Below are 13,089 nucleotides of genomic sequence, written 5' to 3' on the forward strand. Positions count from 1 at the left end.
CGGTAAATTTATAGAGCATCTAAAGACGGGTTAATAAAAATGATAACTTACTTGCAATTTGACTGTACGTTGAATGTTTAAGGTTTCAGATGTTATACCCTGATCGCCAGTTGGCGCGCCTAAAATAGCACCAATCGGTGCCGCTGGCGGTCCACTGAAGTCACTAGCACGTTCATTAGTCACATTCTGCGCCACAAGCATCACCTCCCAGGTATCGTCATTTGAAAATAGACCTAAGGTGAAATCTAATGTGGTTAAGCTATCCGATGGATATGTTTCGTTTATTTGACTGACCATACTGTCTCGATACCGCACGAAACCACTTGATCGCATGTGCATATCCCAAGCTTCTAGCTCTGTGGTATATAGATATCCAATGTTTCCTGTCCACTTTGGCGCCTGCGCTAAATCACTACCGTCGTCTTTATGGGTTGAATCGGCGAAGGTCACAGCACCACTTAATTGAACATCATCTGTGATTTGCCATTTACTATCGATCTCAAACCCTTTCGATTCTACATCAGTGTTTTGTGTAAGAAATGCGGCGCTGCCGCCGGTGACGAAAAAGGAGGTTTCTTGAAAATCATCAATATCGGTGTAGAACAGTGCAAGGTTTAAATTCATGCTGTTATCAAGTAATACCATTTTAGAGCCCAGTTCATAGGTACTGGTTTCCTCAGTGGCAACACGCGCGCCCCCGTCTTCCACGTTCAACGAGGGGTCAGCGCTACTCACCTCTGCGGACTCTGCGAAGCCCCCTGTTTTGCTACCCAAACCGTAGGATGCGTAAACTACGGTATTTTTGCTCCAGTCGTATTTAGCGCTTACGTTGCCGTTTAAGAAACTATCTTGGAAATTTAATTCTGACTCAAAAGGCGGATTAACCACTGTATTCCAAAGCGTCGATAATTCGCCTGGAGTGCGATCAAACTGCACGTCTTTGTTCTCATCCGTGTAACGCAGGCCGCCTGATACAGTCAGCTTGTCTGTTAAATACATATCAGATTGGATAAACGCTGAAATAGTATCGGTTTTCTGCTTAAAGTCGTTGCCGAACGAGCCGTTAAACAATTGACCTGCATTGTCAGGTGGAAAATTTGGTGTATTAAAAAATTGTTCTTCTAGAGAATCCCAGTCACTTTTGAAATAAAATAAGCCCATCATGTAATCGAAATCATCTCGCCCTTCTGACGCTAGTCGAAGTTCCTGAGAAAACTGATTATAGCTTTCACCGCGTTTGAAATACGTACTGTAGTAATCTACCTGCCCGGTTGTTACGTAGGTGAATTCATCAAAAGCATTACCAAAATCAAAGTCATCGTAAAACTCTATGTCATAATTTGCGTACGACGTAATTGACGTTAAGGTAAAGTCTTCAAGGCTTTTTTCTACGGTTACATTGTAGGTATCAACCGAAGTATCATGATAACTTTCTTGATTAGGGCACTGTGAACACACTGCCGTTTTTGTATCGTCCAGTTGTGCTTCACCAATGATCCCTAGTACTTCGTCGCTAAAATAATTTCCGTTATCTACAAATTGATAACCGTTGCCAATGCGTTCACTATCTGAGCGCTGATATACACCCGTTATCGTCAATGAATCCGAGGGTTCATACAAGGCAGTGATGCGCAGTCCTGTGTCATTATCCTCAGGAACGTCTCTGCCAGTTGCTAAATTTTCAACCCACCCATTTTGATCAATATAGTGCCCCGCTACGCGAACGCTAAAATTATCAGCGAGGGGGATATCAAGACCGCCATCGACTGACCAACCGCCATTTTCAAATTCTCGCCCAACCTTTATATTTCCCTCAAATACATCACTCGGCTTTTTAGAGATCACGCTAATTGCCCCTAAGCTAGTGTTCTTCCCTAGCAGGGTACTTTGCGTTCCTTTAATCACTTCAATACGTTCAACATCAAAAAAAGCGGCTGAGTACATTCGACCTTTACCCACAAACATACCGTCTTGAAACAGCGCCACAGATTGATCAAATGATTGTGTTCTCGCTGGCGTACCTAAACCACGTAACGTTAATGCTAATCCATCATCCGGCGCCCGCGAAAACACCATGCCAGGTACTAAATCAGCCATTTCAAACAAGTCGTCTATACCGTATTCATCAAGTAGCGCACCGGATACCGCCGTTACCGTGGCAGGGACTTCTTGCAGGGTTTGCACTCGCTTTTGTGACGTAATTTCAATCACCTCTAAGGTCGGTGAGTTCGAGGTTTGGCTGCTTGTAGTTTGTGCATTGATACTTGTTATCGCACAACCGACTAAGCCTGTTATTAGTGCGGTCGTAATTTTATTCAGTTTCATTTTTTTCATCCACAGTGTCCTTTTATTTTTATTTATAGGTATTCGAACAAAGCAGCCAAAACCATCCACGACCGCATTATGATACAGAGGTATCGCTTAATATTTAAACTACCGTGAGACCAAAACCATGTCAACAAAATGTATATTTTTTGTGAATTAAACGACTTCAGCAAGAACAGCTCATCAAAAAAACAAGCTAACTTATTGTTATTAAATGACAAATTTCATAAAACCCAACAAATAACAGTTAATTAACTATTTATTGACAATTAAATTTCGAGTTGCTAATCTCAAATTTCGATACAGATGTACCACATAGCGAACAGGTGAAATATGAAAATTAATGATATTAAACGCGTACACAGAATTCCTAAAACCGACATGGATAAAATGATCGATGAGGAAAACAAAAGTAACGATACTGGGATGCAGTTTTACGATTTGAGCCATGAGTGGGGTTTAGGTCAGCCTTGTTGGCCATATTTTGAAGATGTAAAAATAGAGCGTCTTCACGGTCATTCTCGCTCTGGTGTTTTGACACAAAAAATCACCACCGTTATGCACTCAGGTACGCATATTGATGCACCCGCCCATGTGGTTGAAGGCACACCATTTATGGACCAAATGCCACTACCAAGATTCTTTGGCGCCGGTGTGGTGGTATCAATTCCTAAGAAAAAATGGGAAGTCATTACCGCTGAAGATTTAGAAAACGTACGCCCTAAAATTCGTGAAGGGGATATCGTTATTATCAACACAGGTTGGCATCACACCTATGCTGATTCGGCTGAATACTACCACTATGGCCCAGGTCTTTACCGTGAAGCAGGCGAATGGCTTGCTAAAAAGAAAGTCAAAATGGTTGGCATCGATGTACAAGCTCTTGATCATCCCCTTGGTACTGCTATTGGTCCACACGGCACAGGCCCGTTGATCCCTCATTTAGAAGATGAATATCGTGAGTTTACCGGTGGTCGCGGCATCAAAGAAGATTTTCCAGATTGGGAACCTTGCCACAGAGCCCTACTTAACGCAGGAATTTGCGGTATCGAAAACGTTGGTGGTGAACTAGACAAAGTGACAGGTAAGCGCTGCACCCTTGCGGCATTCCCTTGGCGCTGGAAAGGCGGCGACGGCTGTATGGTGCGCTTGGTCGCTATGGTTGACCCTTCAGGTGAATACCGTATCGAGCAAGGTGATACAGAGTAAGTACATAGTGTTCTCTGGGGGGCTTATCCCCCTAGAGTTTATCTAGTGTACAGGCTTATGCCTTCCTTATATCAAAGCAGGAATAGTCCTATGTTCTCTTCATCACAAATTACCGTCATTGGCGCAGGTCTAATGGGCTGCGGTATCGCACAAGTGTTTGCCAATAAAGCAATACAAGTAACCTTGTACGACCCTATAGAAAATGCACGTAACGGTGCTAAACAGAAAATTGCGGCTAATTTAACCGCCCTATCCGAATCCCTAAGTTCGCTTGATTATATTCAGATAAGCGACAACTTAGAAACGGCTGTGGCCAATGCCGATTTTGTCATTGAAGCTGCGCCAGAAAAACTACTTTTAAAGCGTGAAATATTCACAGAAATTTTGCGTTACGCAGCACCTGACACCATTTTGGCCAGCAACACGTCAGTAATCCCTATCAAAGATATTTTTGAGGGTATGGAATGTAACGGACGCATTGTCGGTTGCCATTGGTGGAACCCTCCTTATTTAGTGCCCTTGGTCGAGGTGGTACAGAGCGAAAAAACAGCGATTTCCACCGTTGATCGAATGATGTCACTGCTGGCATTTGCAGGCAAAAAACCAGTCCATATTCAAAAAGATGTGCCTGGTTTCGTCGGTAACCGCATGCAACACGCGTTATGGCGAGAAGCGATAGCGTTAATTAACGACGGTGTGTGTACCGCCGAAGGCATTGATGAAGTAGTGAAGAACAGTTTCGGTTTACGTATGCCGGTACTTGGCCCAATAGAAAATGCCGATTTGGTTGGCCTCGATTTAACCTTAGATATTCACAACGTTATTTTAGCCAGCATTAATCGTGACGCAGGCCCATCAGACATCCTAAAAGAGAAAGTCGCAAAAGGTGAACTAGGCATTAAATCAGGTCATGGCTTCAAACATTGGACCGAAGAAAGCGCCCAAACTCTGCGCGAAAACCTCAGCAAATACCTCGTCAATACTGTGAATCCCAAAGGATAAATCATGAAAAAGAATAAAAAGGTCATTATTACCTGCGCTGTGACCGGCGCAATGCACACCCCAACCATGTCAGATGCGTTGCCATTCACACCAGAAGACATCGCTCAACAATCAGTAGATGCAGCTGAAGCTGGCGCATCAATTATACATTTGCATGCGCGTAACCCAGAAACGGGGGAACCGACTGGCGACCCAAAAGTATACGAACAATTTTTACCGGCGATTAATGAGCGTACTGACGCCGTTATTAACTTAACCACAGGCGGCAGTCCCACTATGACAGTGGAAGAACGTTTATGGGCCGCCATGGAAGTAAAACCCGAAATGTGTTCCCTTAACATGGGCAGCTTGAACTTTGCCATGTTCCCATTAGCGGATCGATATAAGTCCTGGAAGTACAGCTGGGAAGAACCTTATGTTCGTAACAGTGACGACTTTATTTTCCGAAATACTTTCCGTGATATCGAAAAGATCATGAACATTATGGGCGAGCACGGAACAAAATTTGAGCACGAATGTTACGACGTGGGTCATCTTTATAACTTAGCGTATTTCGCTGATCGCGGCTTAATTAAACCGCCCTTCTTTATACAAACTATCTTCGGGATCATGGGCGGCATTGGCGCTGACGAAGACAACTTGATGTTTATGCGAAAAACCGCTGACAAATTATTTGGGGATGATTATCACTGGTCAGTATTGGCGGCAGGTAAAAACCAAATGCCCTTCTCTACTCAAGCAGCACTCATGGGCGGAAACGTGCGTGTCGGTTTAGAAGACAGCTTATTTATCGGTCGCGGTGAATTAGCGACAAGTAACGCGCAACAGGTTTCGAAAATAAAACGTATTTTGAGTGAGTTCTCGTTAGAAATAGCCACCCCTGAAGAAGCGCGACAAATCTTGAATCTTAAAGGCAAAGACAAGGTGAGCTTCTAAGGCTTCACATATGAATACCGGGGCGTGTAAAGGTGTTTGCCGTCTCTATTTAATTTAAAAACGTAAGTCACAAAGATGGCAATAGGACAGCAAATGAACGTAACCAGAATTGAAGAGGCTAAGCCCTATCAAGCCCCGGGCCATTTCGATATGCGCGGTCTTCGGATCCAAGGCTGGGATGTAAGCGATACTAAAAATGTGTGGGTCGGTTTATCGCATTTTTTACCGGGCGGCGGTGCAGCAGGCGATGTATCACCGGTAGAAAAAATCTATGTGGTACTCGATGGCACAATCAGTGTTACCCATGACGATAAAGAAGTGATCCTTGGGCCGCTTGATAGCTGCCATATTCCCCCGAACGCCCAGCGTAGCATTCTCAATAAAACCAATAAAATGGTAAGCATGCTTGTGATCATGCCTTACCCGGAGAGCAAAAAATGAATAACTATTTAGCCAATCCCGCTAGCCTTTTTGATTTAAAAGGCAAAGTCGCTCTAATCACCGGTGCAACTGGTGCCTTTGGCCAGGTAGCCGCCCGTGTTATTGGCAACTCAGGCTGTAACTTGTTACTTACCGGCGGTAACAAAGAAGCGTTAGAAACGTTAGCCGAATCATTACGCCAAGAAGGTGTACACGTCGCCACACGCAACACCCGACCAAATTCAGAACAAGAATGTGACGCTATGGTAGAACAAGCCGTTTCTACCTACGGAAAACTAGACATTCTGGTAGTAGGTTCAGGGGTCAACGACGTTGACCTTATCCAAGATATGAGCACAGAGCGCTGGCAAAAAGTGATGGATGCAAACGTGCGTGACTCGTGGCTACTATGTAAAGCCGCAGGCAAACAATTTATGAGCCAAGGCAATGGCGGAAAAGTTGTTTTGGTTTCTTCTGCTCGAGGTAAATTAGGCCATCCTGCCGGTTATTCAGCTTACTGTCCTTCTAAATCTGCGGTTGACGGCATTACCAGAGCATTAGGTTGTGAATGGGGTAAACATAACATCACAGTGAATGCGATCGCCCCTACTGTGTTTCGCTCCAATTTAACCGCATGGATGTTTGAAGATAATGAGCCTGGTAAAAGTACCCGGGAAAATATTCTTGCCAGGATCCCTATGGGGCGTTTAGGCGAGCCGGAAGACCTAGCTGGCCCGCTACTCTTTTTGGCTTCTGATGCGTCAAGTTTTCATACGGGTCATGTCATTTACGCAGACGGCGGTTACTCAGCCGGTTAGCATAGTGATATAAAGAACAAATTCTGAGCGCCCGATGTGTTGGTGCTCATAGCCAGACCACTAATAATAAGAAGAGCGATTTTATGAAAACCAGCATGTTGTTCATTGTTCTACTCTATGAAGTTGTCACCATATGTGGGGTAGCCTTGTGGCTAAAGCGCGCTAATAAGCACGGCGACCAACATTGTGAGAATGAATTCGCCCTTGGCGGGCGTAGTCTCCCAGTTGGCGTTGTTGCTGCCACCATGGCACTTACCGTTTTGGGCACAGCACATATTCTTGGTGTATTTGAAATGGTCTGGGGTGTTGGCGCCGCAGCGATTTGGTTCAGTATTGCCCATGTGATTTTGTTAGTCGTGGTGTGCTACAGCACAGGCTTGTGGGTCAGGCGCCTACGAGTGACTACCGTACCAGAACTGTTGGAACACCTTTTCGGCAAAGGCATAAGAGTACTGGTGTCGTGTGTTATGGCTGGCATCATTTTTGGGATACTCACCATAGAAACTCAAGGATTAGGCATCATAATCAATGCCATGACCGGTTGGGGAATTAAAAATGGCGCCATAGCAGGCGGCTTGATTGGTATTTTTTACGTGGTGTTAGCCGGTATGAAAGAAGTCGGTTGGATCAATCTAATCAATGCGGTTGTCATGTATATAGGGCTGATTTTAGCCACTATTTTTATGGCCCTTCGTTTGCCAGGCGGCAATTTTGATTCAGTAACCGAGCATTTCGTCTCACAAGACATGGATTATATGATATCCGTTTTTGGCAACTCCCAAATAATGATGACCTTTACTCTAGGTATCGTTATCGCAGTGTTATTTAGTCAGTCGGTCAATCAGATGCTACTGCAAACCGCTATGTCTGCCAAAGATGAAATAACCATCAAAAAAGCGCTGTGGATAGCCGCGCCGGCCAATGGTTTGTTTGGTGTGTTCGCCGTCGTACTTGGCTTAACAGCCATGACGATTCCTGAATTTGCTGAACTAGGACCCAAAAAGGCGGCTACGCAGATGTTGGTCGAGTCTCTTCCTCCTTGGTTAGCGGCGTTATTGTTGGCCTCATTTTTGGCAGCAATTTTATCTACCTTTGCCATGACAGCATTAAGCCCTGCCACCATATTCAGTAACGATATATACAAAGGGTTAATTAAACCTGACGCTACTGAAGCACAAATGACCAAAGTCACTCAAATTGCCATTGTCGTTTTGGCCAGCATAGCCATCGCTGTTGCTTCGTTTCTGCCACCTATCCTTGCCGCTATGACCTGGTTATTTGCTTGGTTAATACCCGTGTTTTTCATCATTATTTACGGCTTATTTTGGCAACGTAGCGCAAGTGCCGCGCTTGTTACTCTTGGGGTGGTTTGGATATGTAACTTTGTATGGTCTTTTTCAGATATTGCAGCCGGCCTAGGCGTGTTTAAAAGCAATGCGGTTATGGCGCTCACCGTTTCAATCATAGTAGGCGTTATTGCCAACTATTTTATCAAAGGTGATAAAGCCTACTTCAAAAGCCAAACTTACCTTGACCTAAAACAAACAAATAATTAACATTTGAATAACAGGTAACCTTATGTTTTGGACTATTTTTTTAACAACGATTGTGATCATCGCCCTTATTCTTGTGTTGGGTACTCTGATCGCAAATTTTCTCAGTAAAGCTAAATAACTAGCGTAAATTAAAAGAGGTGATTTATGGACTCAGTAACAACATTTTGGATGGCAGGCGTGGTATTTATGATGTTTGCCTACGGGGCAATTGCACTCGGTGGTTTTATTAAATACAAAAAATAGGAGCCGCTAAGTCCTCGAAGCTCTCGTTCCCCTGCTTAAACCGAAAACATAAAGTAAAAAAGGGTGCTATCGCCAGATAGCACCCTTTTTTCACTTACTTTATAACCTTCAATCATACTGCGCCCTTACCTAGCGCCAGTTCAATCGTTGTTTTGTATTCACGTAGACGCGCGGCAAGTTGCTTTTTATTGCGGTTAAACCTAATAGTCGGTACTGGAATCGAAATGGCGATATTGCGCCCATAAGGATCTTCAATGGCTACGCCGATTGCGCACACCCCTTCACAATGCTCTTCTTTATCAAAAGCGACGCCATTTTTACGAATACTAGCAATCTCGGTTAATAATTGTTCGGTACTTGTGATGGTAGAACGCGTTAATGCTTTGATTGGATGAGCTTCAACAAATGCCATCACTTCATTGTCACTCATTGTGGCGAGCATCGCTTTCCCATTTGCACAACAGTATATTGAGAACGCATGGCCAACAGCTGACACTGCACGTAATTGATGTGCATCTGTAGTCACCTGATCGATGAAAATCATGTTTTCAGCATCTTGAACTGACAAATCGACAGTTTCGCCCACTTCATCGGATAAGTTTTTCATGTGCGGCAATAAAACCCGATCGATATCCGCTTTTGCCGCAGAGCCCAAAGATACCAATCCTGGCCCTAAGCGCACCCTTGAGGTCGGGCTCGCCGCAATTAAAAAGCCCTCTGAAGCCAAAGAATTAACGATGCGCTGCACCGTTGAGCGTGCTAGTTTTACATTTTTTGCAATTGCGCTTAAGCTGAGGCCTTCTGGATGCCCCTCTAGCGTTCTAAGAATATTTGCCGCTCTAGAAATGACTTGTATTCCCTGGCGCGCGTTAGGTTCATTATCCATGTGTTTCCTCTATTATGTTGGAACTGGCTGATACCTTAATTTACCACAACTGTATCGCGATACAATACATCAAGCCCGATATTGTAACTTTATATGTTATGTATTAATTAGCGCCGAACGTCCCGTTTGCACACCACACTATGATAGACTGCGCGCCTTTCCACTTTACACATTGCTCATATAACGCGCTTTATTCAACTGCAGAGCCACCAGCTAATTTTTAATCTCTTATGACCGAAACTCAAAACGCTTGCTTTATCCCCTTTGCATCAGACATTTCAATGTTTACCCTAGCGCCTAAATTTACCTTTCCTTTTTATTACCAGCCCGATCCCTTGTGCATATTAGCGGCTGAAGAGGTGCAGCGACATCTAAGTAAGCAGCAAAGCTGGTACCATAACTTCGGTTTAGCCGATGATCCAAATAACATCATAGGAAAAATGTTCGGTGTTCTTGTTGTCAAAGACAAGCAAGGACGTTTAGGGTATTTACGTGGTTTTTCAGGCAAGTTGGCCGACCAAAATCACTTACCCGGATTTGTTCCGCCGGTGTTTGACATGTTAGCGCAAGATAGTTTTTTTCATGAAAAGCAGCGGATAATCAATCAGCTAACCAAGGAACTTGAGTCGCTAGCCACCAGCGAAGGTTTTCTTAACGCACAAGCCCATGCAGCTCAAGTTCAAAGCGAATGCAACGCCCAAATTGAACAAGCCCGCCAGCACGTTATCAGTCATCGTGCCCAGCGCAAAGCTCAGCGAAAAACAGCCCAAAGGGAATTAGATACACCACAACTCGCCGCGTTGCAACAGGCGCTAGCCAAACAGAGTGTGGAAGATAAACTCACGTTCAACCAAACCAAAGTCCAGCTCAACAGTAAGATGCAAGAAGCAAATAATGCTTTCGCCGAATTTGAAACGCACATCACTCATTTAAAAGAACAACGAAAAACATTGTCAGCCCAGTTACAACAGCGTCTATTCGAGCAATACCAGTTTTTAAATGCTAAAGGTGAACACAAATCGTTGGCGAGTATTTTTAGCGACACTGTGATGCGCACGCCACCAGCAGGTGCCGGTGAATGTGCGGCACCTAAGTTGTTGCATTATGCTTTTGTACATAAATTTACCCCTATTGCGATGGCTGAATTTTGGTGGGGAGCTTCTCCAAAATCACAAGTGCGTCGCCATAAACAGTTTTACCCGGCCTGCATTGGCAAATGCCAACCTATTTTGAACCACATGCTGCAGGGCTTGAGTGTGGAAGATAACCAATTATTGCAAAATACCGCAGATAACAAGCAAATTGACATCGTATATCAAGACGATGAAATGCTGATTATAAATAAACCTGCTCAGTTGTTATCTGTACCTGGAAAACACATACAAGACTCTGTTTACACCCGCATAAAAAACTTGTTCCCACAGGCCACTGGCTCATTGATTGTGCATCGCTTAGATATGTCTACATCAGGACTCATGGTAATCGCACTTTCTGCTGCATCCCACAAAGCGCTGCAGAAACAATTTATCAGTAGGCAAGTAGAAAAAAGCTACGTAGCCCTGATCGACGGACTACTGGAAAAACAGCAAGGCACAATCACCCTGCCCTTAGCCGGTGACTTTTATGATAGACCCCGACAGTGTGTTTGTGAAAAAACCGGCAAGCCAGCCCACACCACGTGGCAGGTGATAGAGAGACGCTCATCCCAGCAGCAAACTAAGGTATTGTTGCAACCCAAAACTGGCCGTACACACCAATTAAGAGTCCACTGTGCACATGAACGGGGATTGAACATGCCGATTATTGGCGATGATTTATATGGTAATCGCGATAGTCGACTGCATTTACATGCGCAATCATTGAGCTTATTTCACCCTGTAAGCAACACGTGGCTAACCTTTCATCGAGACGCTGAGTTTTAATCGACAACTGAGTTTTCGTTGGGCTGGAGTTTCAACGGGATAAGAGTATCAACGCGATAAAAGCTTCAACGCGGGAAGAGCTTCAACGAGAAAGCCCGCTCAAAAAACACACTTTTTGACATTCGCCGTCTCAAGTTTCTCAATATTCATCGAATGCCAAGTGAAAGTCATCGCACCAATAGGTATCATGAGAACTCTTCAAACAATTCGCGGATAATATGGCCTCTCTATTCAGCTCTTTTACAAAGTTACCTGTGACGACCGTTGCACTCATTGTGGTATGCACAGGTTCTTTTATTGGCCCTTTAGGCATGGCATCGGTCAATATCGCTATTCCAGATCTCGCCGCTGAACTGCAGGCAAACGCGAAAATGGTCAGTTGGATACCGACCATTTTCTTACTCGCTAACGTGGCACTTATGTTGCCTTTTGGAAAGCTTGCAGATAATTATGGGCGTAAGCGCATATACAGTTATGGCGTTATGCTCAATATGCTGTCGTCCAGTATGTGCGCGCTGGCGTTTAATATTGAATGGCTGTTGTTTTGGCGCTTTATACAAGGTGCTGCTTCAGCAATGATATTTGGTACCGGCGTGGCCATTCTTACCTCCGTTACCCCAGCAGAAAAACGCGGTTTCGCCCTGGGTATTGCCGCGGCATGTATTTATATTGGCTTAACCGTAGCCCCAGCCATTGGTGGCTGGTTGACCGAACTATGGGGTTGGCGCTCGGTATTCAGTTTTCAAGTACCGCTGCTTTTCTTACTCCTAATGTTAATTAAACTGCGCCTACACGGAGAGTGGAAAAACGAACAAAAAACCAAATTCGACTGGCGTGGCTCGGGTATTTTTATTGTTGCATCCACCTGTTTAGTATTCGGCTTGAGTCAGCTGCCATCGCTATCAGGGATGGTGCTGCTTGGCATGTCATTAACGGCCATGGCGCTATTTGTAATACATCAATCGAAACGCAATCAACCGCTTATTCGGGTGCAAATGTTCAAGGAAAGTCGCGTTTTTTCAATGTCATTGAGCACCTCATTACTGATGTATGCCAGTAATTACCCGTTAACCTTTTTGCTTAGCTTATATCTACAATATGTAAAAGGCTTTAGCCCTTCTGAGTCTGGGCAAATTATCTTAATGCAAGCATTAGCTATGGCGTTTCTGGCACCTATGTCGGGCAAATTGTCGGATAGAGTGCAGCCTAGACTACTTGCCACCACAGGATGTTGTATTGTTGCTGCAGGTTTCTTTGTATTAAGCAGAATGGATATCGACACCCAAGCTTGGTACATAGGCAGCTCACTGCTGCTCATCGGCATTGGTTTTGGCTTGTTTTCTACCCCGAATAACAACGCGATTATGGGCGCTGTGCACCCTAGCGAACTTGGGGTAGCTTCTGCCTCTTTAAATCTTGCCAGAACCATAGGCAATCTTGTGGGCATGAGCTTAGTTAATTTACTTGTTCATCATTATATTGGCGATGCGCAAATCGTTCCCGAGCAATACCCCGCCTTACTACAAACTGTGCTTGTCGCATTAAATATTTCGTTTGGCTGCGTTGTGGTAGCCTGTATTATTTCTGGCTTTCGAGGCCGAGAAAGCAAGCCTGATACACCGTCTACCACGGATGAAGAAAAGCAGCCTCCATCTTAGCCATAAAAAAGGGAGCTTAGCGTTACTAAACTCCCTTTGTAGGGCGCTGTGGCAGTGACAATTCAGTTCAGTTCAGTTCAGTTCACTGCACTGCACTGCAAATGTTACCTTTAT

10 protein-coding genes are annotated in these 13,089 nt (G+C 44.4%); 8 read left to right on the plus strand and 2 right to left on the minus strand.

Annotated elements, in window-relative coordinates; genetic code table 11:
* Positions 1–30: 30 nt before the first annotated feature.
* Positions 31–2,334 (minus strand): TonB-dependent receptor, encoded by a 2,304-nt coding sequence (locus GCHA_RS06790; protein ID WP_007986458.1) that lies wholly within the window; start codon positions 2,332–2,334, stop codon positions 31–33.
* Between the two features lie 324 nt (positions 2,335–2,658).
* On the opposite strand from GCHA_RS06790, the gene GCHA_RS06795 reads away from it, so the two are divergent.
* The 6 genes from GCHA_RS06795 to GCHA_RS06820 all read left to right on the plus strand — a co-directional run bounded on the left by GCHA_RS06795 (position 2,659) and on the right by GCHA_RS06820 (position 8,266).
* Positions 2,659–3,534 carry a cyclase family protein gene (locus tag GCHA_RS06795; protein WP_007986462.1) on the plus strand — a complete coding sequence of 292 codons (876 nt, stop codon included), beginning with the start codon at positions 2,659–2,661 and terminating at the stop codon, positions 3,532–3,534.
* Between the two features lie 90 nt (positions 3,535–3,624).
* Complete coding sequence (locus GCHA_RS06800; protein ID WP_007986464.1) at positions 3,625–4,536, plus strand: 3-hydroxyacyl-CoA dehydrogenase family protein; 912 nt, start codon at positions 3,625–3,627, stop codon at positions 4,534–4,536.
* A gap of 3 nt (positions 4,537–4,539) precedes the next feature.
* Positions 4,540–5,472 (plus strand): 3,5-dioxohexanoate:acetyl-CoA acetone transferase, encoded by a 933-nt coding sequence (kce, locus tag GCHA_RS06805; RefSeq protein WP_007986466.1) that lies wholly within the window; start codon positions 4,540–4,542, stop codon positions 5,470–5,472.
* A gap of 93 nt (positions 5,473–5,565) precedes the next feature.
* A complete protein-coding gene (locus GCHA_RS06810) occupies positions 5,566–5,913 on the plus strand; it encodes a cupin domain-containing protein (RefSeq protein ID WP_007986468.1) in 348 nt (115 codons plus the stop codon).
* Positions 5,910–6,710 carry an SDR family NAD(P)-dependent oxidoreductase gene (locus GCHA_RS06815; RefSeq protein ID WP_007986469.1) on the plus strand — a complete coding sequence of 267 codons (801 nt, stop codon included), beginning with the start codon at positions 5,910–5,912 and terminating at the stop codon, positions 6,708–6,710. The genes GCHA_RS06810 and GCHA_RS06815 overlap by 4 nt, the downstream gene beginning before the upstream one ends.
* Positions 6,711–6,793: 83 nt before the next feature.
* Positions 6,794–8,266, plus strand: a complete 1,473-nt coding sequence (locus GCHA_RS06820; protein ID WP_007986472.1) for a sodium:solute symporter family protein — start codon at positions 6,794–6,796, stop codon at positions 8,264–8,266.
* A gap of 355 nt (positions 8,267–8,621) precedes the next feature.
* On the opposite strand, the gene GCHA_RS06825 is transcribed toward GCHA_RS06820, so the two are convergent.
* On the minus strand, positions 8,622–9,395 hold the full coding sequence (locus tag GCHA_RS06825; protein ID WP_007986474.1) for an IclR family transcriptional regulator: 774 nt from the start codon (positions 9,393–9,395) through the stop codon (positions 8,622–8,624).
* Between the two features lie 230 nt (positions 9,396–9,625).
* Here GCHA_RS06825 and GCHA_RS06830 point away from each other — a divergent pair, with 230 nt between their 5' ends.
* A complete protein-coding gene (locus tag GCHA_RS06830; protein ID WP_007986476.1) occupies positions 9,626–11,317 on the plus strand; it encodes an RluA family pseudouridine synthase in 1,692 nt (563 codons plus the stop codon).
* Positions 11,318–11,535: 218 nt separating this feature from the next.
* The gene (locus GCHA_RS06835) at positions 11,536–12,975 is read left to right on the plus strand and encodes an MFS transporter (RefSeq protein WP_007986478.1); all 1,440 of its coding nucleotides are present in this window, start codon (positions 11,536–11,538) and stop codon (positions 12,973–12,975) included.
* The last annotated feature ends 114 nt before the right edge of the window (positions 12,976–13,089 follow it).

Origin of the sequence: Paraglaciecola chathamensis S18K6, assembly GCA_000314955.1 — a bacterium.
In the GTDB taxonomy this organism is placed as follows: domain Bacteria; phylum Pseudomonadota; class Gammaproteobacteria; order Enterobacterales; family Alteromonadaceae; genus Paraglaciecola; species Paraglaciecola chathamensis.

What these genes read in the sequence shown, in the direction of transcription:
- GCHA_RS06815 (WP_007986469.1), top strand. Translation starts at nt 5,910, where the DNA reads ATGAATAACTATTTAGCCAATCCCGCTAGCCTTTTTGATTTAAAAGGC.
- GCHA_RS06825 (WP_007986474.1), bottom strand. Translation starts at nt 9,395, where the DNA reads ATGGATAATGAACCTAACGCGCGCCAGGGAATACAAGTCATTTCTAGA.
- GCHA_RS06795 (WP_007986462.1), top strand. Translation starts at nt 2,659, where the DNA reads ATGAAAATTAATGATATTAAACGCGTACACAGAATTCCTAAAACCGAC.
- GCHA_RS06830 (WP_007986476.1), top strand. Translation starts at nt 9,626, where the DNA reads ATGACCGAAACTCAAAACGCTTGCTTTATCCCCTTTGCATCAGACATT.
- GCHA_RS06790 (WP_007986458.1), bottom strand. Translation starts at nt 2,334, where the DNA reads ATGAAAAAAATGAAACTGAATAAAATTACGACCGCACTAATAACAGGC.
- GCHA_RS06810 (WP_007986468.1), top strand. Translation starts at nt 5,566, where the DNA reads ATGAACGTAACCAGAATTGAAGAGGCTAAGCCCTATCAAGCCCCGGGC.
- kce (WP_007986466.1), top strand. Translation starts at nt 4,540, where the DNA reads ATGAAAAAGAATAAAAAGGTCATTATTACCTGCGCTGTGACCGGCGCA.
- GCHA_RS06820 (WP_007986472.1), top strand. Translation starts at nt 6,794, where the DNA reads ATGAAAACCAGCATGTTGTTCATTGTTCTACTCTATGAAGTTGTCACC.
- GCHA_RS06835 (WP_007986478.1), top strand. Translation starts at nt 11,536, where the DNA reads ATGGCCTCTCTATTCAGCTCTTTTACAAAGTTACCTGTGACGACCGTT.
- GCHA_RS06800 (WP_007986464.1), top strand. Translation starts at nt 3,625, where the DNA reads ATGTTCTCTTCATCACAAATTACCGTCATTGGCGCAGGTCTAATGGGC.